This window comes from Citrobacter sp. RHBSTW-01044 (assembly GCF_013781945.1).
GTDB lineage: Bacteria > Pseudomonadota > Gammaproteobacteria > Enterobacterales > Enterobacteriaceae > Citrobacter > Citrobacter braakii.
In genome coordinates this window covers 4,260,859-4,284,261 of the sequence record NZ_CP056180.1, presented here as the reverse complement: position 1 = coordinate 4,284,261, position 23,403 = coordinate 4,260,859, and the positions used below count along the sequence as shown (strand labels likewise).

At 43.7% G+C, this 23,403-nt stretch carries 20 protein-coding genes; 10 read left to right on the top strand and 10 right to left on the bottom strand.

Annotated elements, in window-relative coordinates; genetic code table 11:
• Nucleotides 1-2: 2 nt before the first annotated feature.
• From HV352_RS20545 to HV352_RS20500, 10 genes are all read right to left on the bottom strand, one after another.
• Nucleotides 3-3,149: a DNA methyltransferase gene (locus tag HV352_RS20545; protein ID WP_181635049.1), complete on the bottom strand. Its 3,147-nt coding sequence runs from the start codon at nt 3,147-3,149 to the stop codon at nt 3-5.
• Nucleotides 3,150-3,169: 20 nt separating this feature from the next.
• Entirely contained in the window at nt 3,170-6,061 is a 2,892-nt protein-coding gene (locus tag HV352_RS20540; RefSeq protein WP_181635048.1) for an SNF2-related protein, read from the bottom strand.
• Between the two features lie 253 nt (nt 6,062-6,314).
• Nucleotides 6,315-6,935 (bottom strand): poly-gamma-glutamate hydrolase family protein, encoded by a 621-nt coding sequence (locus HV352_RS20535; RefSeq protein WP_181635047.1) that lies wholly within the window; start codon nt 6,933-6,935, stop codon nt 6,315-6,317.
• Nucleotides 6,936-7,163: 228 nt separating this feature from the next.
• Nucleotides 7,164-9,086, bottom strand: a complete 1,923-nt coding sequence (locus HV352_RS20530) for a UvrD-helicase domain-containing protein (RefSeq protein ID WP_181635046.1) — start codon at nt 9,084-9,086, stop codon at nt 7,164-7,166.
• A 10-nt stretch (nt 9,087-9,096) separates the two neighbouring features.
• Nucleotides 9,097-11,169: an AAA family ATPase gene (locus HV352_RS20525; protein ID WP_181635045.1), complete on the bottom strand. Its 2,073-nt coding sequence runs from the start codon at nt 11,167-11,169 to the stop codon at nt 9,097-9,099.
• Between the two features lie 82 nt (nt 11,170-11,251).
• On the bottom strand, nt 11,252-11,998 hold the full coding sequence (locus HV352_RS20520; RefSeq protein ID WP_048222208.1) for an HNH endonuclease signature motif containing protein: 747 nt from the start codon (nt 11,996-11,998) through the stop codon (nt 11,252-11,254).
• A gap of 519 nt (nt 11,999-12,517) precedes the next feature.
• A complete protein-coding gene (locus tag HV352_RS20515; protein ID WP_181635044.1) occupies nt 12,518-13,870 on the bottom strand; it encodes a DUF1173 family protein in 1,353 nt (450 codons plus the stop codon).
• 129 nt (nt 13,871-13,999) lie between these two features.
• On the bottom strand, nt 14,000-14,422 hold the full coding sequence (locus HV352_RS20510; RefSeq protein WP_181635043.1) for a hypothetical protein: 423 nt from the start codon (nt 14,420-14,422) through the stop codon (nt 14,000-14,002).
• A gap of 82 nt (nt 14,423-14,504) precedes the next feature.
• Nucleotides 14,505-15,548: an inovirus-type Gp2 protein gene (locus tag HV352_RS20505; protein WP_181635042.1), complete on the bottom strand. Its 1,044-nt coding sequence runs from the start codon at nt 15,546-15,548 to the stop codon at nt 14,505-14,507.
• Nucleotides 15,549-15,821: 273 nt separating this feature from the next.
• Complete coding sequence (locus HV352_RS20500) at nt 15,822-16,028, bottom strand: AlpA family phage regulatory protein (RefSeq protein ID WP_181635041.1); 207 nt, start codon at nt 16,026-16,028, stop codon at nt 15,822-15,824.
• Between the two features lie 364 nt (nt 16,029-16,392).
• Between HV352_RS20500 and HV352_RS20495 the strand changes: the two genes are divergently transcribed.
• From HV352_RS20495 to HV352_RS20450, 10 genes are all read left to right on the top strand, one after another.
• Nucleotides 16,393-17,604: a hypothetical protein gene (locus HV352_RS20495; RefSeq protein ID WP_181635040.1), complete on the top strand. Its 1,212-nt coding sequence runs from the start codon at nt 16,393-16,395 to the stop codon at nt 17,602-17,604.
• Between the two features lie 483 nt (nt 17,605-18,087).
• Nucleotides 18,088-18,411 (top strand): hypothetical protein, encoded by a 324-nt coding sequence (locus tag HV352_RS20490; protein WP_249415448.1) that lies wholly within the window; start codon nt 18,088-18,090, stop codon nt 18,409-18,411.
• Nucleotides 18,412-18,430: 19 nt separating this feature from the next.
• On the top strand, nt 18,431-19,234 hold the full coding sequence (locus HV352_RS20485) for a hypothetical protein (protein WP_181635038.1): 804 nt from the start codon (nt 18,431-18,433) through the stop codon (nt 19,232-19,234).
• 242 nt (nt 19,235-19,476) lie between these two features.
• Complete coding sequence (locus HV352_RS20480; protein WP_181635037.1) at nt 19,477-19,926, top strand: hypothetical protein; 450 nt, start codon at nt 19,477-19,479, stop codon at nt 19,924-19,926.
• Between the two features lie 72 nt (nt 19,927-19,998).
• Entirely contained in the window at nt 19,999-20,820 is an 822-nt protein-coding gene (locus tag HV352_RS20475; RefSeq protein ID WP_181635036.1) for a DUF932 domain-containing protein, read from the top strand.
• A gap of 69 nt (nt 20,821-20,889) precedes the next feature.
• Entirely contained in the window at nt 20,890-21,360 is a 471-nt protein-coding gene (radC, locus tag HV352_RS20470; protein WP_181635035.1) for a DNA repair protein RadC, read from the top strand.
• Nucleotides 21,361-21,368: 8 nt separating this feature from the next.
• Nucleotides 21,369-21,590 carry a DUF987 family protein gene (locus HV352_RS20465; protein ID WP_181635034.1) on the top strand — a complete coding sequence of 74 codons (222 nt, stop codon included), beginning with the start codon at nt 21,369-21,371 and terminating at the stop codon, nt 21,588-21,590.
• 31 nt (nt 21,591-21,621) lie between these two features.
• On the top strand, nt 21,622-21,978 hold the full coding sequence (locus HV352_RS20460; RefSeq protein ID WP_181635033.1) for a type IV toxin-antitoxin system YeeU family antitoxin: 357 nt from the start codon (nt 21,622-21,624) through the stop codon (nt 21,976-21,978).
• Nucleotides 21,979-22,019: 41 nt separating this feature from the next.
• A complete protein-coding gene (locus tag HV352_RS20455) occupies nt 22,020-22,340 on the top strand; it encodes a TA system toxin CbtA family protein (RefSeq protein ID WP_181635032.1) in 321 nt (106 codons plus the stop codon).
• Between the two features lie 113 nt (nt 22,341-22,453).
• Complete coding sequence (locus HV352_RS20450; protein ID WP_181635031.1) at nt 22,454-23,290, top strand: DUF4942 domain-containing protein; 837 nt, start codon at nt 22,454-22,456, stop codon at nt 23,288-23,290.
• The last annotated feature ends 113 nt before the right edge of the window (nt 23,291-23,403 follow it).

The following is a 23,403-nucleotide window of genomic DNA, read 5'->3' as shown; positions in this document are numbered from 1 at the left end:
TCTTAAACCTCCTCAGCAAACATTAAGTTTAGGAACTCAGGTTCGATCTGGCGAATTTTCAAACTACGGACAATTTCACCGTCTTCTTCATCAACTGTAAATGCAGTTGGTAGGTTATGATCACCATTGATATAAATAACATCAAACGTTTTTTCTTTTGCATATAAATCAAATCGGTTAGCGTATTTATTCAACTCTTCATAACCGATTTTATCGCAGTCGCGCCACAGGATTAGCGTACGTTCTCCTGTTGGCAAATTACCCTCTATGCGAACGTAACCGCGATCGATGTTGAATTCAATAGATTTAACATGTAGGCCAATGAGATAATTAAAAGTTTCAACCAAATCTATATTCATGCGTTCAGTTGCTCCTGCTGAGTCAGTCGCAATATTCATCATATAGCTAAATGGTCTACGGAAGTTATCCGTCATTAAAAGAGAATTTTTACTCTCCGCATCAAGCATATAATTCACTAAATAATCATTTTTTAGTTCATGGCTATTCTGCGAGAAAAGATCCTCTGTAAATGCAGGTTTTTTCAATATTATATTATTCAATGTGTCTTCATAGCTTTCTAATTTGATAGTTTTGAAAACTATTGATTGATAGTTATTATCTTGTGGTAAACCCTCATTCCATTGGAACGAAAAAGCAGCTTTCAAAACTCTTGGTTTGGTAACCAGTTCAAAGTATTGACCCTGTTCAATCAATAAAAATTTTCTTTTTCCAGCATCCATTCGATTTAAGTTTAATACTGCATGGCCTGTAGTTGCTGATCCTGCAAAATAATCCACAATAAAACTATCTTTCATATTTGCGCCAGCAACTTTCAAGCAGTCTTCAACTGCATAAATTGATTTTGGATAAGAAAAAACGCTACCAGAGCCGAACATTTTTTTTATTAATGCTGTACCATGCTCAGTAGCAGAATATTTTGCATCAGCCCAAAATGATAATGGTTGCACACCTTCGTTGGGACGACGACGGTAGTAGATAAAATACTTACCATCATCTTGCTGAACCGCTTTTAGCTCACCTATTAAATCTCTTACTTTTTCGCGACTTAAATACCATCGTCCCATAGTATTGTCATCACGAACCGGCCAAATGATAGTCTCACTATTGTCGGAGTTTTGAATATTAATATATTCTTCAGCATTTGAATCATACTCGCACTGAGCTAAATCTAAAGTTCCATCGGAACTTAGAATAAATGGATAGCACATTGTTGGACGATCTTTCTGTGCAGCACCGCCGCCAGCTTTACGAAGCATTTCCCAAAAGAATGGGCCTTTTTCATCATTCTCACGATATCTGGCAAGCTGTTCCGTGGTGCGTTCTATTCTACTTATCGGTGTAGAATCATTATTTCGTGCAAATAATGCATATTCATGCGCTAAAGCAAAACCATTTGGAATCGGTCTCCCTGATGGCTTGATACGAATAGCTACGGTACCTGCTAACTCCCCATAGATTTTCTCCATCAACTTAGCCAAGTTGTGTAATTCATAATCATCAATAGTAATACATGTGATGCCATCGCTATTTAAAAGTGATTTCCCTTGTACAAGTCGCTCTTCCATTAGAGCAAGCCATGATGAGTTTCTGAAGCCATTTTTATATAAAATGGGTCCTGCATCAGTGTTATATGGAGGATCAAGGTATAGTACATTGGCTTTATCTTTATACTTGTTTTGCAGTAACTTGATTGCTTGGAAATTATCGCTTTGAACAAGTACTCCATCCACTAAATCATCGAGATTATTAAATTGATTAATAATCTTAGATTTTAATGAAATAGGAAGCAACGAAGTATCGATTATTAGTCCTTTATTAGATTTCATATATTCAACAGTTCTTTCTACTGTTGAACTAACAAAACCAAGAGTAACCCATTGATTCCATTGTTCACCAATAGAAGCAATATCCTCGTAAAAACTTTCATCCAATTTGTCTAAAGTTATTGAATAGTCAGCAGAAACAACAAACTTTTTCTTTAACCATATTTTTCTCTGAAAATTTTCTAATTGAGTTAGAAAAGCAATAATCTCAGATGCACACATTTTTAAACATTGAATTACACGAAGTTGCTTTTCTATATTAGAAAAAACATCTGCATTCTGAATATTATCAAGATCCATTACTTCATTCTTGATATAAAAATTTAGCTCATTGGTTAAAAAACTCCCCAAATCTTTATGAATAAAGTAATCTGCGGTATTACGTTGCGTGTAAGTGGTGAGGTGACGTTCAAGTTCTGTACGAGCTGGATTATTTTCTGTAGGTGCTCGTTTGGTAAGAACAGCCCAATGTTGTTGTACATTGCTATCTGCAAGAATGGTTGCAATGGCAGCCTTTACTAAGTTTTCTTGCTTGATGCCTTTTGCCATCGCTTTGTATTCAAAATTAACTACTAACTCTTCGGTTTCAACGGGTTGCCCATCTATGGTATTGGTGACTTTTAATACTTCAATTGGATTAAAGACTTGTTCGTATTCTTCTCCATCCTCATCGAATCTTGTACGGGTATGTGGTTCAATCAATACAAAGCGTCGGTCAACATCGTTGTCCTTTCGGTTATCTTTTGCCGTATCTGCTGCAAGTAATTTGAAGCTAACTTTGCGGCCATCATCTAACTTAAACGAATAATTGGAAAAGTTTTCACCACTTTTTATGTAATATTGATCTTTATTTGCCCAGTGCAGCATGACCTCTTCACCCGCATACGGGATAGCGTAAGTATTTCCTTTATAACGACGTTTACTGATGAAATCGCCATTGTCGTAATAACGTGAGAAAAAGGTAAGCAAGTGGGTGAAAACTGCATTTTCGTGCTCACTAGCTCCAAAAGTTATAGAAGACAATTTCTTTTTAATTTCTTGAACTTTAGGGCTTTGCTCTGGCGAAAAACCAGCATCAGTCGCAGCTTTGATTGAGAGTTGCAGTTGTTGTTCTAACTCCGCTTTATTAGCGTTTTCTGCATCAGAAAGTGCAGACTGGATTTTAATCTTCAGTTTATTCTCAAGATAATCATTAATTTCATCGGAACGGGCATTTAAAATGCGGTAAATGCCGAAATCCAGCTCTGGTCGATCAATCTGAAAAATTTCTTTAAGTTTCTTAACTAATTCGTTGTATTTGCTCATTTTTTTCTCTTATAAATCAATTAAATAACTTTCCAGCGAATGGTAAATAATTCTGCGATCTTTGTTTTCTGCTTCATTCGCTCTTCAAGGGCACTGATCAACAGGTCACGTTTGTCTGATATTTCATCTTCAATATCAAAAATCTCCATCCGCTGGCGCTTCTGTTGTCGCTCCAGTTGTTTTAGTCTTTCCTGGTTTTGTTTTTGTTCTTCAATGGATTGTGCCAGCCTTGCATCTCTCTTCAAAGACTTGATTTGCATTTTCGTATCGCGTAACGCTTCTTCCGCAGCATAAATCACATCTTCTGCCCATTTTTCCAGCTTATCTCTTTCAAGTTCAAAGAGGGCATTGTTTTGCTCCATGACTTCAGCAAGTTGGGCATCGATTTGTCTGTTTTTGAGTAAGAGCAAGTCATCGGGTAATGTGTTCGCCTCTGCAGACATATTTTCACTATGGACTGGTGTTGCTGCAAGCTGAAACAACCGCTTGCATGCTTCACTGTCTATTATTCGCCCGCTATCGGTCTTTGCCGTAAATACTAAAAACTGCTGTGTGTTAAAGGCATCCACAGTAAGCAAGTTCAGCGTCAACCAACCCGCTTGTCCTGTAAGTTGCTCAGCAACGGAGACTTTCGTTGTATGGTCACTGTAATTGAAGAGAACTTCTGTCGTCTGCGTCTCTAGTCTTTTGGCGGTATCAATCACATACTCACCCAGAGGATGGTTGATGCGATACGCAAAACTATGGCGTTCTTGCTTCTGCAATTCGCTTTTTTGGTTAACACTTTTGCGCAGTAATTGGTACTGCCCTACTGGTAACCCATTGACTGGTTGGCACAATGTGAAACGGTAATGCTTATGATCAAAATTAGCACAATGTTTTAGCTGGTAATGTGTCACCGTCCAAAACCAGCGGCCAACCTTATCTAAGCGCTCTTGTGCTTCGTCAAGCCTGATCTTTAGGACATCGTGAATATCTTCATCAAAATGCTCGAGCAGCTGCTCTTGAGTCTTTTGCATCTTGAGGTTAATTTCGTCTTCAAGCTCTTTTCGCAGTTTTTCAAAGGCGGCTTCAATCTCTTCAGGTGTTCGACATGACTCATAAATGGCCTGAATTTTTTTTTCAAAGTCTACGCCGTTTTCAATGCTGCCCAATACGCTGTCTGATGCCCCAAAAACACCATCGAAAAGATTGAATTTCTCAGTCAGCAATTCCAGAACGCGTTGATCTGCTTGGTTTCTTTGGTTAAGGAAGTTAATAACTACCACATCAAACTCTTGCCCGTAACGATGGCAACGACCAATTCTCTGTTCGATGCGTTGAGGGTTCCATGGTAAATCGTAATTAATCAGCAACGAGCAAAATTGCAGGTTAACCCCTTCCGCCGCTGCTTCTGTGGCGATCATAATTTCAGCATGATCTCTGAAATGGTCGATCAATGCCGAACGTTTATCAATCTGCGCCGATCCTGTAATGCGAGAAGAACCACGATACTCTTCAAGCCATTGCTGATAAATTTGGTTTGTCTGCGGCGTGTTGTTGGTACCACTAAAAGTAACCACTCTACCCAGATAACCATGATTTTCTAAGAAGTGAGCAAGATATTGCTGAGTTCTCATCGATTCTGTAAATATGATTACTTTTTTTGCTGCCCCCATTTCTGCAAGCTGCGCAAAACCTTGCTCCAGGCCAAGGAGTAACTCCTTTGTTTTAGTATCAACACCAATTTGTTCAGCTTTGAAGATCAGAGTCTCAAGCTCATTGATTTCAGCCTGAAGTACAGCTAGATCGATTGTTTTGCACTCTGTATCAACGCTTAATATTTCGTCATCTTCAACGATGTCATCTTCAAGATCATCATCAATAATAATCTGCTGAATGATATCTAGCTCATCTTCAACGATGCCTTTCTGCTTTAGTTTCTCAAGACGAATTTTAAGTATCTGTAAGTTATTCAAAACTGCTTTAGTACTCGACGAAAGCAGTTTTCTGAGAATAAGCCCTGTCAGATGCCTGTGTCGCTTAGGCAGCGCGTAGCTATCCTCACGTTCCAGCAGATTTTGAACACGCTCATAGAGTTCATGCTCTTGTTCACTTGGATAGAATGGGATTGTGATAGCTTTACGTTCCGTGTACTTGACGTACTCAAGTACATTCTTACGTAATGTTCTTTTGATAAAGTGCGACAGTCTCCCTTTCAGCTCCACTATATCGCTGTCTGTCTGCATATATTGTTTTCTGAAGGCCTTTGGGTCGCCGAAAGTATGCTCATCAATAAGCGTCGACATGCCGTACAGTTCCATTAACGAATTCTGCAAAGGCGTTGCCGTTAATAACAATTTTTTCCGGCCATCAAGCGCACGTTTTAATGCTTGCCCCATCTTGTTACTTTCTCGATGTGCATTCCGGAGTTTATGAGCTTCGTCAATCACCACCAAGTCCCACATTTCAGCCACCAGTTTATCTTCTAACCTGGCCGCATAGTGGTACGACATTATTGTTATCGATTTGTTGTTTAGAGGGTTATAGACACCTTCTTTTTGCAGCTGGCTGAAAGTTTTTGCATCGAGAACATGGGAAGGTAAGTTGAATTTCTCCAGTAGCTCACTTGCCCACTGGCGACGCAAAGAGGCAGGGCAGATGATTAGTAATTTTCGCTTCCTTTCTGCCCAGTATTGACAGAGTACCAAACCAGCTTCAATGGTTTTACCCAAGCCAACCTCATCAGCAAGGACAGTCCCTTTGCTTAAAGGATTCTCGATAGCAAACAATGCGGCTTCTATCTGATGTGGATTTAGATCAACACTTGCGTCAAACAGCGATTGGGATAGACGATCTACCCCATTGTTTGAGTGGAGGATAGAAAGTTCATGTGCAAAATATTTAGCATGGTAGGGGGTTGTACCAATCATCTAAGTTCGCTCTTGTTTCCCGACGCTGAAATCAATGTGTATGGTCCAAGGGCTTTAGCATGTCAACGTGTCCTCCTGAACTACTAAGTTGTAGCTGCCCTCGAGTGAACACCATGCGGATTAAATGGTGCTGATCTTATCATCTTTGGCCAATACAAGCCGATACCTGATGCAAAAAGTGATGTAGGGCGTGTCAGTAAGCTTTGGAGCGATCTACAAGGGCGAGGTCAGTCCATCAACGGCTCGGAAGTGTCTAGATTATCCTTGGTGATTCAGTTGGATATGTAAGCATCATAGCAGTACGGACAGCGTCACTGAATTGCTCTAGAAATTTTTTATCCATTTTTAGCCTGTCACGGAGTGACTTTGTTAGCTCAAGCTGCATCCCTTGCCGACTAATGCCTCGATTGCAGATATTATTAGGTTCTCTTCCTAAAAATTTTGAGTTTATTTCAACTAAAAGCTCTAATGGTTTCAATGTTACCTTCAAATTCACTTCAAATGTTTCGCGAAGGTTTCCTCCAACCCAGACTCTCTCTTTCGGTTCCGTTTCGGGATCTCTTGCACCATGAATAGCTAAAACCGTTTCTACACTCCCTAATATTTTCTCGCATTGAGACTCATCGAAATTAGCGCTTGTAATGTGAAGGGTTCTATTATTATTGGGTTTATTTGCATTGAACGTATAGAGAGATAGGTCTTTACGAGAAATGGCTAGAGATATATCTGTTGTCCCTATTTCGAGCTTTCCTCCATGTGGAGCAATAATAGCATATATCCTACTACGGTTTTCTATTTCACAGCTGATGTAAAAACTCCCATCAGGCTCATTTTCTTTTAAGTCAGTGAAACAAGAGTATATGTCTTTATTCATAATACCTCATTTAATTGCATGTGAATAAATGCTTGGTGTCTTTGATTTTCTTAAAGGATACTTTCCATTATGTCTCTGTACGTCGGGTTAGTGAGCGAGACAGACTGCAATACCACGTTACGCCTCAGTTTTCTGTTCGCATCCTTCACTACTCCTGTTGTGGCATCTTACTTACCGAATGGGCACTGAACAGTTAATAACAAGCATAGCCCATTTCGGCATGATCTTTTAGGTCACTTCCTCGATAATCCATCCTTTAGATAAAAGCGCATCACGTAGTTCATGTGAAACTCGATTTTCGTTCGCTGCAAGGCATAATAATTTCGTTGGCCTAGACATTGCTACGTAAAGGTTGCGCATTTGTGCCTGCTGAGTTTTTGGAAGCTTCGAAATGTTTTTGGTCGCCGTCCCTGCCAAATACTCGAGTCCAAGAGCAACATCGAACTTACGACTGGTCCCGCCATAGGATTCCAGTATCAAAGATGCAGCATGAGTTTCGCCTTTCATCCCTGCAACCGTACCGAGCCCAATGTCGAGGGTCCTTCCCTCAAAACTAATTTCACATCTCGCTGAGGTAGAAGTGTTCAGTATCTGCTTCTCACCTGCTTCTTTAAAAATGCCCAGTCCTTTGAATATTTCAAGGCTTAGCTCATCGGGAAAGTATGGCTTTAGTTGCGTGTAAAGCAGCTTTATTAGTGCATCTTGATGGCCATCTGAACAAAGTTCTTCTCCGGACAATGCGAGCTGCCGTGTTAACTTATCAATTGTCCCTGCGGGCGTAATAGTTTTTGCCGCTCGTGGAAGCATTCGTGCATCACGAATGTCTTGCACAAACGATGCTCCAGCTGCGCGCAGAACAAGCAATAATGCTCTGCGAACGTCAGAAACTCTGGAACTCAACGATGTTTCTTTCAAAGTTCCTTTACTGTCTCCGACAAGACTCCAGAAACTTTCGGAACGTATTCCCGCAGTTAGTTTGTCTCCGCCATATGTTGGACAGTAATCAAGAAGGTGACGACCTGCATCAACGTTGCTCTCACCGGTTTTGCGAGCGCTCATCGCCTTAACCTCTCGTTCACCAATGTTGTCTTCGCTCAAATGGCCAATAACGATTCGACCGAAGCGTTCAACCACTTTGATTGCACTATCCGTTTTGTACAGGATGAGGACGGGAGCATGGGCATCTTCGCCCTCACCAACAACAGCCTCGCCACTGACGCGGACACACCCTACAGCATCGGAAATTGCTTTACCAAACCGTTTGCTGGTACTTATGCATCCATATCCCGCCCTAGGGAATGTGAGTAATTCAGCCTGTTCTTCATCGGAAAGAATCTTCTGATCGATGTCCCCAAAACGCTGCATCACTGACCGGCTATCGAAAATACTATTTAACAATGACTCTTGATCCCAAGAGGTATCTTGCATTTCGTCGATGAACACCATCGGGAAGCGACGATGGACAACATCAAGAAGCCTCGGGCAGGTCTGGAGCGCTAGGTCAGCAAATGCAAACATGTCACGATGACGAAAAATACCCTGAGCAGAAAGAATATTCTTCAGCTCTATCAGTGAGTTGTAAGACTTTGTATGCGATGCAGGAAGGTTGCCACTTTCAACATGCACGCTAAGCGCCGCCGTTCGATAGAAAAGCGTAGTGGCGATACCTTCCCCATTCCTCTGGTTTTCCAGATAAGTGCGAAGGCCTGCAAATTTTCTAGTCAGCAATAGAGAACGAGCTTTATCCGCGAACACCAGATCATCAATAACATCAATTTTCTCTCCCAAGCTACGCAGTAAGGGCATAGCAAAGAAATGATTGACGAAACTATGGATAGTACCAATGAAATGGGGGTAGTTCAGAAGCTGAGATCCTTCGACCGTTCCCGCCAGGCGATGTGCTATCTCATTACGAGCAACGTTAGTATGACTTAGGACACATATGCCTCTTCTTGCATGAGGCCATTTCCTAGCCAGCAACAAAAGTTTTGCAGCAAGCAGCGATGTCTTCCCACTCCCAGGTACTGCATTAAAATCACGCGATCCGTTTTCAAGTAGGGCAGAACGACGCTCAGCATCGTCGAAGTTCAGGTCTTTGGCTAGTGTCGTCAATTCGGCTAAGTCGTTTGGAGATAGATGGACAGCACTCATTTCTGGTCTCCTAATTACCGTTTATAGTTACGTTAGACAGAACGGTAGAGCTTGCCTGCATGGTTGTTGTTACTGTCGCCGCAGTTGCACCTGTTGCACCTGTTGCACCTGTCGATATGGAAGCTCCGGATACAGCCCCCGGCCTCGCTGAGGATTTGGATGTGGATTTGGGATCTATCGTCAGGTGCGATAGAGCAGTTTGCAAATATGGCGGTAGTTTATTGAACAGTTCGTCATCCGTGCCATATGCGCCTGTACAAACCAGATAAGCCGCATACTGAGCTGCTATGGCTTTCGAAGCTTTTTTCTCTTGAAGAGGCTGATAAATAATTGCAGCGAGAGCCTCATTGGAGTGACCCGCAGCCTCCAGTGCTAGCCAGTTTTTCTCTTCCGCCGCAAGTGTCTCAACTTCGTCGTCTTCTTCTAATCTTTCATCGCGAGACTTTGCTTTTACGGCAAGGGAAATGGCGAGGTACATCAGCTTGGCACAACCATAGTGTGCAAGATCATATTCTAGTGTCCAACGATCAGATACGCAGACGATCGTATTTCCACCTTCCGCACGGTCCTTCTTGCTTTGAACTACTTGCTTCATTTCATCGGAGTCATAATCAGAATCGAAGCGCTTACCCTTATCGGGTTTTGAGACATAGCTTTTAGCAACGTCAGGTACAATGTCCCGGTCTGTCAGACATACGACCGGAATTGGGATATCCGGGCCGGTTCCTTCCCGTTGGAGAATACGGGCGTAATGGTAAAGCCCTGTATTTCCCACATTAACAAGTGAGACACCATGTTTCGAGAATGAGCGACCGCACATCTCTGCAATAGCTGGTAGCAAGATTGCCTCAGCAGGACCTTCCACCATCATGACGCCTCGTGCAAAAAAGAGGTTCGCCTTGGTTGCATCGATAAAACGGCGAAGAAAAGAGTAATCTGTTCGTTTGAGTTTCGTCCTGCCGACAGCTAAGGGAAAGGTATGTGCCTTGTGCACCAGTGTCATGTCTTCAATGCGAGCAGTTGATACCAAAGATGGGCTGTGCGTCGTCATAATGACCTGAACGCGCTTATGTGCCTGATCATCGTTAGAGTGCTCTTTCAGGAGATCCATCACGCGCTCTTGCAATTGAGGGTGGAGGTGCGCCTCCGGTTCCTCAACGAGAAGGAGGCCCAGTTCTTCGCCATCTCGTAGCAGCACCAGTTCAGTGGCCATAAACAATGCATTGTTGTACCCAAGACCGCGAGCACACCGATTATCAGGATCAATGTGTGCTCCGGGAAGCAGCGATAGTTCGAACTTCTCCAGAATAGGTGCGAGTGCTAAATTGGGGGCGATACGGATGCGAGACTGAATTACATCCCCTGAAAACGCAAATTGGCTCAAGTAGTTGTCATTAATGTCCTTTTCCACGCTTTTAATGACTTGATGCTGACCAAGGTGGTGCTGGGTGAATGCCATCAAACCGACCAGTTTCGTAGGGATGTTAGTTGGCATTGTCTGATCAAAGTCGTTTACTTCTTGGCCAGCAATCTGGTTATGTGCACTAAGAATCTGTGACAGACGTGATTGGCGACCTGAACTCAACTCCGCTTCAGCGTCGCGTAAGGGTTTTAAGTAGGTTGCCCGCACCAGTTCTCTTACCGCGTAACCCACTTCTGGACCACTGCCATTTATTCCAGTTCGAACAATTGTTTCAACACGCGGACGCTTAGTGGCCTGGGGGGGATGAAAGCGTGCCTCAAGATGTAGAATGAGCGAGCAAGTTCCATCTTCACCAAGTGTCAACCATTCAAGAACTGAGGCTTCCTGGTCGGTACTTAGCCCACATAGAGTAGCTTGGATACAAAGGTTATTAGAACGAGTTAAACCGTGAATATGAAAATCCTGCTCGAAGAGCCGAATGTTTTCATAACTGGTCGTCAGCAATATCTGACGGATAGCATCAACGATACAGGTCTTTCCTGCATCATTTTCTCCCACAAGAATGTTGAGTCCCGGATTAAGCTCCCAGTCTAGTTCAGGTGCGGATACACTATCTCCAAAGGCACGATAGTTGCGTGCGCTGATGTGCTTCAAATACACGTTCTCTCCTTAGTCGCATTCTCTCATTTCATGCATCGTGGATTTAACGAAAGGATGGCATTACGTTTTGAGTTCAAATTCGTTAAAGTGCCGGGAAATGAACTTTGACGCGCGGGACTCGCAGCAAAGAACCTTCCAAAGTTACGTAGCGGAGATCGTCTTTTGCTTCATCCGACAGGTGGATAATGCCATCAAGAATAAGCAGGTGGCCAGAATCCAGCAGTGTATGCAAATCCGCAGCAAGGCAGATGCCGTTTTCCACACTCGCAGTGCCGCCGCTTGCGTGACTTACGATATGTGCAGCCTCAAGAGCAAGTCGTGTACCAGTAATGGCACACTGATTTTCCCAGTTTGACATCACTTCGCGTCTGAAACGCCCTTGTGCCGGGCGGATCTCCACTCGAGAGTACTTTTTTTCATAACCAGAAAAATGCGGTACCAATAACCGCTCGCGCTCTAACTCGCTTTTATATTGCGAATAAAGCTCGCCATTTTCCATCTCGTCAAGCTCATCGTCGCGCCAGCCAGCATTCAACAACTTCCTGCGCGCGGCGTTGTAATCACGGACAGATTTATCCGACAGGTCACCCCGACGCTCCAGCACAACGGTATGATTGCCGCGCCTGACAGACTTTGTTTTGTCACCGATCTGCATCGCCTCTCCGCCGGATTCAGCAATAAGGTCGGCACGCCACGCGGCATGAAAAATGTTTTCACCCACGTATTTGTTCGCTGCCGCTGCGCTGCTGAAACGCTCGCTATCCACGTATACCCAATATCGCCTTTTTTTCATCCGTTCGGCTTGTTCCGGCGTATACCGTTGCGTCATTAACATATACCTTTTTGGTTACTTCTCAGTCGACGAGACGTAACACGATAAAATGACATATTGATTAGCCCCTTGCGGCTGCATATTTACCGAATATTTCCTGCAAACTACACTGGCAACTTAGCAATGAATAATTTAACGTTTTATTGAAGCCCGATTCTGGGCTTATTCTCACAATGTTTTATTAACATAACCTGATAATGCATAAATCCAGTTGAAACAAACAGGACATTGTTTAGTGCCATGCCAGCAAATCTTGCACCAAACACAACATCAGCTTTACATCACTGTGGATGGGTGCAATTGATGTGGTATGGGCAGATTAAGATGCAGTTATGATTCATGCTGAACCTGTGGTTTTCAGCTGTATGTACAAGCTCTTAATTGTGAAAGGTTATGAATGCGGCTCCAGATTGCTGTACTCAGTAAATCTTCATAGGACTGAAAAACAGTTCACCAGCTTTGCTGGCACACCTCCATTTAGCGTTATTCTGCCCGCTTTCCCCTTCAGAATGGCATTTAACACTTGGTTTCCATTTTTTCTACTGGATACTTGGATTCGTAATGTTTTTTTCGTTGTGGGAAGGTCGGTATTTCATCGCTTCTCGGATGCCTTACAGCGTCCCATGACCACCAAGTGTCACCAAACGCCTGCTGGTACCATTGTTCTTTCACAGTCCTGTGCTGTAAATAATCTTCAGTATCCAGCCCCCATACTTCAAGGGGAACGAAGTCTGAACCATTGACATCCGTGAGTATGAAGTCGGGATGGTACTGATCTTCCGCAGAATCATAAATCAATGGCTTGGTAAACTGGCGTCGCTCCTTGGCTAGCTTTTCTTCAATGATCCCTTCGTAAGATGAATCGAGTGGAATCCACCGTTCACTCACCATCATTAAAACAACCTGACGAACACTTGCGGAAAAATATTCCTGGCCAGACTTTTCAGCTATTTTTTTTACAGGTACGTCGGTGACAGCAATAGCGATGATTTTACCACCACGCTGCCACCATGCTACATCACGTGGAAATCTGGCTAAGGACCTTTCCCAACGTGAACTATCGATGGTGAGATAAGGCATCCCGGCAGGAGGACTGCTCTTCGTTGTTCCTGCTAGAGGCAGATTATTGCCAACATTCATAGTTGGAGACCATGCATTAAGTTCTGAGATAGCGATCAGACGGCGACTTTTCGCACAGGCGTAATTCACAGCCTTCTTATTGGCGTGCTCGTTTCCTTGTCGCAATAGAACATCGGCCAGAACTGTGCGGCTTTGTTTAATGCTACTGGCTTCCTTATACAAACGATTCATTACTGTTGTCAGTTTTCTCTTTCCTTCCAGATATGGAGCCCATTCGTTTAACCCTGTATTTTCCCAAAGCAAATGAAGAAGACCTAACATCTTCATTTTCCTAAGACGTTCGACTTGCTTTCTTTCCCTTGGAGGATGTATTGCAGCCGGAGCTGCGCGTTCAGGGTCCGACGTCGATACGCGTAACGAAAAATCTAATCCGATACGAAGGGTTCCGTCCTCTTCTTCCCTGACTGCCGCTGATGAATATGCTTTTGCACCACCATCAGTATTTATACGAGAGTAGTATGAGCAGGATGGTTTGTGCCGAGGACCGGTGTTTGGGTTACGACAGAGAGTGAATGGGCCGGAGCCTTTGTTGCTTCTGACATAAAGCTTAAGTTCCTGAGCTGGATCACAGCAGCACGTCGCAATGTAATTGCGGTTATCCCAGGCAAGTTTAAGTGAGTGCTGGAAAAAGTTGGGTGGCGTGGATTTTTGTTGCTCAGGCGAAAAGTAATACGGTTTTTCTTTATCAAGAAGATGTACGCAGACCTTTGGCTGTTGCTTCCTTTCCATTGACTTCACCTTTGTGATTGTCTTCCAGTTGATGTTTTATCGCATTCGCCAAGATTGTTCAAATATCCCACATTTAAATAATGGGTTATAGATCTGCAAGTCGTAGCGCCAAGACTCAGATGGTAAGAACTAGGCACTAATTGCATAGATCCAATCTTCACATTGCGGGCATAACTTTTCACCATTCCAACAGATATGGCACCAGCTACAACGCCAATTTTGCTTAGTCGTTTTGCAGGGAAGGCGACGGGAGTTCCCTGGTCGTAGAGGAGCGAACGTTACGCGTAGCGTCTGTTTTGGAGGTTTACTCCCGATGGCTAAATTTTTTGCAGATTTGCTGTAAGGGCAGGCGACGAGTTTGCTTACCGTTTCCCGGCGCAGTGGTGTATGAACAAAACTTTTTATGCCAGTGAGATCATCAATAATAACGCTAATTTTCACTCTACAGAATTCGCAGAACAGGCTATCGTAATCTTCCAGCATCACAGTGTCAGGCGCGACCCGCTCGCCATGATAGGTAACAGCAAAAGGCGCATAAACAGGCTTATACATAATTAACTCCGGAATGAATGAAAGATGCCCGTGAGAACACAGGCATCCAGGGGAATGCTGACGCTTTTGACTGGAAGTGGGGTTACGGTGGCTGAGTCCGTTTCCTGCCACGTTTGCTCTTCGTGTTAACGGCTTTAATTTCACCTCGCCCAAAGGTTCTGGCGTTGCCGGGTAAGGCCAGGCGCGCGAACGTATCTATCTTGGTCAGATAGGCCACAGCACGCTGTAGCCCTTCCTGCTTCAAGATGTCGCCATACTTCACCATCCCTGTACCTGGCTTCTCATAACGTTCATGTTGTGCATTACAGTTGAAGTACGTACCTTTGCCTTTAGTAATCACTTTTGCCCAGTACTCACCAAACTGAGTACAGATAGAGATATCACTGCGGGTTTTATTGCCATCAAGAAAGAATAAGGTGTGATAATGGAAGCCTCTGTCTGGCCCGTATTCCAGTTTCCATACCATGCCCAGGACATGTTTGAATAACCGGTTGCGTTTCATATTGCGTAACAGCTGCTGGCGTTGTTGTCTCGCTATCTCAGGCGTAATACTGCCTGTATGCACTTTTTCCCATGACAGGTCCAGACGTATTACCAGCAGTCGTGCATGCTGGTTAAAAAGATGCTGAATATAGTTTGTTATCCCTTTCAGATTCTTTACTGAGTTACGCTGGTATTTCCGTAGTTCCTGTCTGAACTCCGGTTTAATCACTTCATCACGATATTCACTTACCAGCTTATTCAGCATTATGGCAGTGTTCGTTGCATCACCTTTGGTAATGGCACCGTTATGTATTCTGCAATGAAAATTATACCGTTTGAGCGTTTGCTGGAAATGGGTGATTAGTGGATGGAGTTTACGGCCTTCAAGAAATACATCAGGTATCTGGTCAAGCAGATGGATGATATCCAGCACTTCAACGATATGACAAGTCTGCTTATAATCTGAATGGTTAGCCAGTATGTTAAAGGGGAGTGATTTCTTTCTGACAAGCTTTTGCAATAACGTATAAATGCGATGAAGCTTTTCTGTGTGAATACTATTGTCTGGTAATGTAATCACTGTAGAGTGATTGTCATTATGGACCTCAGCACAGTTAAGGAGAATGTCAGTTGACTGACTCATATAACTTGCTCTCATAAAACAGTCACAATAACTTAAACGTCATTGTGGCTTTGATGGTTTAACGTATTTATACATGTCTGTGTTGTTATTGGCTAATGGTAATTATCATAATCAGATAAGTAATTCGGTATGTTGGTGATTAATTGATAATGTTAATATCAATAACATAAGAACCTTTATTGGAAAGATATGCTTATTCAGACAGGGCAAGCTGTGAGGACTTAAAAGACATGTATAAAGTTAGTGATGATATTTGAAGAAAAGTACAACGTTTTATTCAGCCCGTGATGCTGTAATTCTTTCATTAAGCCAGGTGATAATTTCACTTTCAAACCAGCGAGAACTGCGACCCAGTTTAATCGGTTTTGGGAATTGTCCTTCCTGAATCAGTTTATAAACCCACTTATCGGTCATTTTAGTGAAGTCGACTATGAACGCCATATCAACCATCTGGTCATTGTGAATATCAATCATGTTCATGAAATGAAGTCTCCGAAAATGCTCAGGGGACACCAGTGCGGCATCCTTCATTTCATTGGGCGTATATGTATGGTTTTACTTTTTTACAGAGAGTCTCCATAGTGGGGGAAAGTCATTACTGAAAGCATGCAGGGTCAGGTTATGGCCTTTCACTATTGCGAAAAGAAAACTATCCTTACACCCCTTTCTAAAATCGAGGTGTTTTTAGATGAATTGTCAGTTGTGAAGGACAATGCATCAAGAAAAACACTACAGAAAAACTACGAAAAAACCACCAATTGACTATGTAATGCACTACATCTATTATCAATATAAAAATAATGAAGATGCTCTAAAGTGAGTCCGGTATTCGAAGAGGTAAAATATGAATTTAAGCAAAGGAAAGAATGAGAGTTACAGGCTAAAAATAAAAACAAAAAGAGAACTATCCGTTTTCTATTGGTTTGTAATGGAAAACAAACCCATGACCGGTTACTACCTGTCCTCACCTCTAAAAAACATGAAAAGAATAAACTCAATTTACCGAATGAGCATGGGGGATGCCTCCGGATTATTGTCTGAAATTATCAGTCATTATCATTCAGGTGCTCTTGACGCTATTCTTTATTATGAAAGAAAAATAGAGTTGTTTCTTGACTCACTTCTTCCGGAGTCAGAGTTTGAATGGTTCAGGAAAAATGAGCATGCCTGCTATTTTGTGTGGTTAAGCATTAAAAAATATTGTCCTCAACTATCTTCTGAAATGCTTAATATCCAAAAGGAGGTTGTGCCACAAAAATTTAGTCATGTTCGCTCTCTGGCTGATCTATCAGTTTATGGTAATTTCAACCCAAATACTCAGCATGTAATTGCGTTAGAACCTTTTCTTTCAGAAATAAAATCGCTGCATATACATCCCACATCCCATAAAGAACGTTATAACTCCATTCTGTATTTTATGGATTTAGTTCCAGCATACTTCATTGATAAACTCTCATTTATAAAAAACATAAGATCCCAATGGGATAGCAAGTTTAAAGCAAAACGTAAGTTAAACATTCCCATGGACAACACAGAGTTATGCCAGTGGGCCTGGGAATATATGAAAAATAAACCGTCCAGGCGAATGCGTATTTACGACCAAAGCACAGACACCCCGGAGAAGAGTGCTGCATTATCTGGTGAAGATGATACCAGCCCAACATATTCTGCTGACAACAAAGATGAGAACTGTAATAAGCATATGTCAGAAAGTACTTCGCAGGAAGACTACAATAAATCACCCCGCAATGACGCAGCTAATGACAAGAATTCAGAGCATAAAAGTGGCACAAAAAAGGTAAGTTACAGAACCATAGATCTTTCTCCGGAAGGCGGCAGTACACTTTCCAAAGTTAACAGGATTGGCTGGCATGAAGCATTTGAAATTATTCAGCCATCAACATCAAAAGAAATATATTTAGCTATCCATGCAGTCTGGACTTTCTATGTTGGAGGAACATTATCAGAACCAGAACTGTATCACCAGTTTAAGCGTGCCAGGGATACATACCTTACCCGTAAAAGGAAAAAAACAAAAAGAATCAGAAACAAATAACAGGGACTGAATTATCCTGTGTGGGCTGGTGAGCTTATTGTTCAGGATAAATCCCCCCCATCAAAGCACCTTGAAAATATTCCAGATATTTTGACTCCTATATTACCCACATGAAGCCGCGCCGGTATGTATTACTGGTGTGGCTTCTGTTCATTGATCTGTCGTAACGATCGATGTGTACACTCATGATAGTTAATATCTATCAATAATGCATTATTGATCGTTTTTGTGATAGGTGATAACGATCAATTTACTCAAACTGATCTGTATTAACGATTATCCGCTAGCTCATTTAATCAATACGATCAGCCTGCTTCCTTTAAAACGGAAGCGGGCTTTTTTTGTAATTAAATCATCAGGAAAGAAAACCATATGCTCAGAAACCATTATGCAGTTCTGGCTGGATTAGTGCTGCTTAGTTACTGTGCCAGCGCCGTACAGTCTGACCAGCAATGGGGTGACTGGTACGGGAACATCAGTGCCATGGAGTTTGAACTCAATACTCAAAATGTTTCAGGCGAAGTGCTCACACTGACCTGCACAAACGGAAAGCTGGCTGCTGCTTACAGCGTACCTGCGGAGGATTACCGCGTCTCGTCACAAACAGGGCTTTCTGAACCTGGAGTCAGTATCAATGGTACGAACCATCCTCTGGATGAAACGACCTTTACTGCGCTAAAAGCGACAAGTGAAAAAGACGTAATAAAAATGACCTCTATGAATGCCGCTATCTCTAGAAAATTCAGCGCCAAAGGGCTGAATGAGGCACTGGCTGATGCCACATGGCAGGACTGTATTAATCATTAATAAACTGAAAGGAAACCTTATGCGTAATCTTGTTGTTTTATCTCTCAGCTCTGCAGCACTGTTTATTCCATTGGTCTCGTCTGCAATGACAATTCACGGCGACATACATCCCGAACGCTATACCTTCTTTCTGACTCAGGAAGGCAGTAACCAATTGAAACAAGCAAATGACCGGATAGCGAAGAACCCGCAGGCTTATACGCTTGATGTGAATCATACCGGCATTCAACCCTTTGACGCTGTTCGCTGGGACGGGAAGCCTGTAAAAGCTGTCACCTGCGTCCTGGTAGACGGCATTATGATGGGACAAAAAGCCACGTGGTCACAATGTAAAGACGAGAGCGGTGCTGAGTATTTCGGCAATAAAGGCTGGCTGGTACGTGATTATGTGGCAAAAGCCTGTGAAGTCGGAAAATCAGATTGTCCTGTTTATCTTGTGCTTCAGACAGATCCGCCAACCATGCGCAGCGATATGGCGAATTTCGTACCTGCTCCTAAAAACTTTAATGCTTCTGCAAACCTGACGGATGAAATTAAAAACGACGGATGTCAGATGGCTAACAATTCCTTTGAATATGCGAAAAGCAGTATTCGTTGTTCTGCAATCAACTCCGTGCGTTTTATTCGCAAACAAAATACCGAAGCCAAATATGAGGCTGATCTCACCACAACTTCAGGCGAAAACCTGACAATGACTGTCGGGTACACCTATGGGAATGCATCCAGCAAAGAACCGGGCTGGCGCACAATTTCTGTCAAAAAGGGGGGCATTATTACTGATATCCGCAAACAGGGTCAATGGCTCCCTAATGGTTACAGGTAGAGGTGTTTTCCGTGCATAGTCAAAGTGAAGTGATTACGAACATGCCGGGTAATGAGCCCCCATGGCCTGATTGTACGTGGCAACTTGTCCTGTGCGTAACGGGGATTACGTTGATGCGAAGCCATTCGGTCACGGTCAAGGCTCTGGGGGCAGGTTTGACTACCTTTAGCCTGATTAAAGCGATAAAAAAACTCGCCGTACTTGCCTGATGGCAAGACGCGGAGGCCACAGGATAAAAATACATGTCTGAAAATAGCACAGGAAAACTTCGTAGCCTTACAGAAAAGCTGAATTTCCCACGCGGAAAAGCACCTGCAGAAAATCATGACACATCTTCTGAACGCTTACCGGAAAACACGGTAAAACCTTCGATAATTGGTTCTGACAAATACAGGCTGTTACTGGAAAATATTGTCATCAATGGTCTGTTGAATATTGCTGAGGATAAACTTAGTGATGATGCTTTTGTTGAAGTTATTTTCAACAAAGCATATGAGCTTTTGCCTGTCCCGGTCAGGATGGTCCTTAAGCGGGAATGGTGCCTGAGTTACCTTCAGTCGCAAAAAGCGACGATTCTGGTGAAACTGCAACTTTACCGCGCAGGAAAGCTTAGTTCTGCCGAACTATCGGCATTGCCGTTACCAGATTCAGAAAAGGCTGCATCGCAGATACAACCTTCGATTTTGCCTTAATAATCCTGCCTTTCAATCCAGGCCATCCTTCGGGGTGGCCTTTTTTATGCCGATTTTTCACAGGAGTTTTTTATGACCCGTTTAGCCAGTCGCTTTGGTGCGGTGAATCTCGTTCGCCGCGACCGTCCGTTAACCCGCGACGAACTGGCGCATTATGTGCCGAGTGTGTTTAGCGAAGAAAAGCATGAATCCCGCAGTGACAGGTACACCTATATCCCGACTATTTCCCTGCTCGATAACCTACAACATGAAGGCTTCCAGCCATTCTTTGCCTGCCAGACTCGAGTTCGAGACCAGAGCAAACGAGAGCATACGAAGCACATGCTGCGCCTGCGTCGTGAAGGTCAGATTACTGGCAAACAGGTTCCAGAAATTATTCTACTAAACAGCCACGACGGCTCCAGCTCATATCAGATGTTACCGGGGTTATTCAGAGCAGTTTGCCAAAATGGGCTGATTTGCGGTGAGTCGTTCGGGGAGGTGCGAGTACCGCATAAAGGCAACGTAGTCGAGAAAGTCATTGAAGGAGCCTACGAAGTACTGGGGATATTTGACCGCGTAGAAGAGAAACGCGATGCCATGCAGTCGCTTTTATTGCCGCCACCCGCACAGCAGGCAATGGCGAAAGCCGCATTAACCTATCGATTTGGAGAAGAGCATCAGCCGGTGACGGAGTCGCAGATACTTTCACCGCGCCGCTGGCAGGATGAAAGTAACGACCTGTGGACCACTTATCAGCGCATTCAGGAAAACCTGATCAAAGGCGGGCTATCGGGGAGAACAACCAAAGGAAAGCGCGCCCATACCCGAGCAGTGAAAGGTATTGACGGTGATGTGAAGCTCAACCGTGCCCTCTGGGTAATGGCTGAGAATATGCTGCAGTTTGCTTCATGATCTCTTCCACTATTTTCCCTTAACGCCTTTCCGAAGATTCGGAAGGGCTTTTCTTTCTAAGGAACAACCATGTCTACGATCAATTTATCTCCGGTATTTCCTGCAAACGAGCAGCGAGTCATCCAGCGAGCATTACGTCTGCTGGATAAATACCAGCGTCAACCAAATGAGTCATTTACCTCAACCAGCCTCACAAAAACATGGCTGAAACTGCAGATGGCTCACCTGGAGCGGGAAGTCTTCATCGTGATGCATCTCGACAATCAGCATTGCCTGCTGGAGCGAGAAACACTGTTTACCGGCACGCTCAGTCATACCGAAGTGCATCCCCGCGAAGTGGTTAAATCAGCCCTGAAACATAACGCCGCTGCGGTCATTCTGGCACACAACCATCCGTCCGGCACGACAGAAATCAGCCAGCAGGATAAACATGTCACTCAGCGGATTGCTAAAGCCTTGGCTCTGGTGGAAGTGCGTGTGCTGGATCATCTTGTGGTCGGGAATGAAGTGGTTTCTTTTGCTGAATGTGGCTTGTTGTGAGGTGGAGAATGAAAATTATCAGTAAGCGCCAGGCGATGCATATTTATCGTCAGCATGCCGAATCCAGGCTATCTGCCTTCTGTACAGGTCACTACCAGTGGCATGGCAGTGTATGCCATTACTATGAACGTGAAGTTCAGGATATCAGCGGCGTACTCGCTGTTTTTGTTGAACGTCGTCAGGACCGGGCAGGCCCATACGCTATTCTTCGCTGCGTGACGGTGAACTAATCATCCCACTCAGTCATTAAGGAATATATTAATGCAGTCGACCACTATATCCGGCACATCGGCGGAGGACACATCCTGCCTTCAGTGGGGATTAAAACGTAATATCACGCCGTGCTTCGGCGCTCGTCTGGTACAGGAAGGCAACCGCCTATACTTTTTGGCTGACCGGGCAGGATTTAATGGCTCATTCAGTGACGAAGAAGCATTGAGTCTGGATCAAGCGTTTCCACTAATAATGAAACAGTTAGAGCGGATGCTCACCACTGGAGAGCTTGATCCCCGCAGTCAGCACTCCGTCGCTCTGCATCACAACGGACTCACTAGTGAAGCTGACACTCTCGGCTCTCATGGCTACGTTTACATCGCTATTTACCCCAGTCAACCGTAACCAGGTAACACCTTCCTCTTCCATTATCAGGGACTCAACTCATGCATATTTCAACTGTACCGGTCACGGTGCCAGTTTCGTCACGCCTGTCGCCCGTGCAGGTCTGGCAGCAACTATTAACTTATCTGCTGGAACACCATTACGGTCTAACGCTAAACGACACACCATTCCATGATGATTCCGCCATCCAGGAACATATCGAAGCGGGAATAACACTGGCTGATGCGGTGAACTTTCTGGTGGAACGCTATGAACTGATACGCACTGACTGCAAAGGGTTTACATGGCAAGGTCAGACACCATTTCTGACCGCTATCAATATTCTCAGAGCCAGGCGAGCTACCGGATTAATGAATATATAAATTCTTCGAGCATCATTCCTGATTTTTACCTCTGAACTTCCCACCTTATTTATTCATCGCATAATGCGCCTGCCATTTCCGGCAGGCGTGGTTGCTTTTATGGATGATTGACGATGCAAACAGAACCCGTTGTATTAACGGAACACAATGAACTCATCTGTTCGACCAGTATCGAACGAGTAGTTTCTGGCCGCGATGCTGCACTGCTGCAAATTGAACAGCTCATCCAGCAGCTTGAAGCCATTTCACGGTTAACCTCTGAAGTTGGCGGTGGTACGGCGCAAGACTGGGCGATGAAAGCCGGGCACCGCTACGATAGTTGGCTGACTGAAACTGTGGATAAAGCGATCCCTGCTGTCACCCGCAATATTGACCGTAGTATCTGGCGTGATTTGATGTTGAAGTCTGGCATGATGGCATTGATGGATGCTCAGGCGCGCGACCAATGGCATAAGAACCTGGAGGAGGGCGATCTACCTGCTATCAGCGAGGCAAATATACTAAGTACTTTTGAGCAGTTACATCTGAATAAAATGGATGTATTTGAGCGTGGGATCATCAATGTGTTCAAAGGTCTGTCATGGGATTATAAGACCAATAGACCTTGTAGCTTTGGTAAGAAGATCATCATTAACAATCTGGTGACGCATAATCGCTGGGGATTTAGTCTGAACTGGGGCTGGAGGCGGGATCAACTGGCGGATCTGGAGCGGATGCTTTTTTTACTCGATGGCAAACCGATTCCCGACAACCGTGGTGATATCTCTACCCGGTTGTTGGAACATATTCGAGATAACCCTGCTAAGGATATGTACGAGGATGAGTTCTTCAGTATTCGTTACTTTCAAAAGGGAACAGCCCATCTGACGTTCAAGCGTTTGGAGTTGATAGAAAGGATGAATGACATTATTGCGAAACACTATCCGGGGATGTTAGCTCAGCCTCGTTGAAGCGGAGTGTTTCAGTTGCTTCCTGCTGGTAAAAAAGCTCAAAACTGTGACTATACACATTGCTCTAACTCATTGATTTATAATGATAGCAAACTAAAATCAATTGAGTATAC

What these genes read in the sequence shown, in the direction of transcription:
- HV352_RS20545 (WP_181635049.1), bottom strand. Translation starts at nt 3,149, where the DNA reads ATGAGCAAATACAACGAATTAGTTAAGAAACTTAAAGAAATTTTTCAG.
- HV352_RS20540 (WP_181635048.1), bottom strand. Translation starts at nt 6,061, where the DNA reads ATGATTGGTACAACCCCCTACCATGCTAAATATTTTGCACATGAACTT.
- HV352_RS20535 (WP_181635047.1), bottom strand. Translation starts at nt 6,935, where the DNA reads ATGAATAAAGACATATACTCTTGTTTCACTGACTTAAAAGAAAATGAG.
- HV352_RS20530 (WP_181635046.1), bottom strand. Translation starts at nt 9,086, where the DNA reads ATGAGTGCTGTCCATCTATCTCCAAACGACTTAGCCGAATTGACGACA.
- HV352_RS20520 (WP_048222208.1), bottom strand. Translation starts at nt 11,998, where the DNA reads ATGACGCAACGGTATACGCCGGAACAAGCCGAACGGATGAAAAAAAGG.
- HV352_RS20515 (WP_181635044.1), bottom strand. Translation starts at nt 13,870, where the DNA reads ATGGAAAGGAAGCAACAGCCAAAGGTCTGCGTACATCTTCTTGATAAA.
- HV352_RS20510 (WP_181635043.1), bottom strand. Translation starts at nt 14,422, where the DNA reads ATGTATAAGCCTGTTTATGCGCCTTTTGCTGTTACCTATCATGGCGAG.
- HV352_RS20505 (WP_181635042.1), bottom strand. Translation starts at nt 15,548, where the DNA reads ATGAGTCAGTCAACTGACATTCTCCTTAACTGTGCTGAGGTCCATAAT.
- HV352_RS20500 (WP_181635041.1), bottom strand. Translation starts at nt 16,028, where the DNA reads ATGAACATGATTGATATTCACAATGACCAGATGGTTGATATGGCGTTC.
- HV352_RS20495 (WP_181635040.1), top strand. Translation starts at nt 16,393, where the DNA reads ATGAATTTAAGCAAAGGAAAGAATGAGAGTTACAGGCTAAAAATAAAA.
- HV352_RS20490 (WP_249415448.1), top strand. Translation starts at nt 18,088, where the DNA reads ATGGAGTTTGAACTCAATACTCAAAATGTTTCAGGCGAAGTGCTCACA.
- HV352_RS20485 (WP_181635038.1), top strand. Translation starts at nt 18,431, where the DNA reads ATGCGTAATCTTGTTGTTTTATCTCTCAGCTCTGCAGCACTGTTTATT.
- HV352_RS20480 (WP_181635037.1), top strand. Translation starts at nt 19,477, where the DNA reads ATGTCTGAAAATAGCACAGGAAAACTTCGTAGCCTTACAGAAAAGCTG.
- HV352_RS20475 (WP_181635036.1), top strand. Translation starts at nt 19,999, where the DNA reads ATGACCCGTTTAGCCAGTCGCTTTGGTGCGGTGAATCTCGTTCGCCGC.
- radC (WP_181635035.1), top strand. Translation starts at nt 20,890, where the DNA reads ATGTCTACGATCAATTTATCTCCGGTATTTCCTGCAAACGAGCAGCGA.
- HV352_RS20465 (WP_181635034.1), top strand. Translation starts at nt 21,369, where the DNA reads ATGAAAATTATCAGTAAGCGCCAGGCGATGCATATTTATCGTCAGCAT.
- HV352_RS20460 (WP_181635033.1), top strand. Translation starts at nt 21,622, where the DNA reads ATGCAGTCGACCACTATATCCGGCACATCGGCGGAGGACACATCCTGC.
- HV352_RS20455 (WP_181635032.1), top strand. Translation starts at nt 22,020, where the DNA reads ATGCATATTTCAACTGTACCGGTCACGGTGCCAGTTTCGTCACGCCTG.
- HV352_RS20450 (WP_181635031.1), top strand. Translation starts at nt 22,454, where the DNA reads ATGCAAACAGAACCCGTTGTATTAACGGAACACAATGAACTCATCTGT.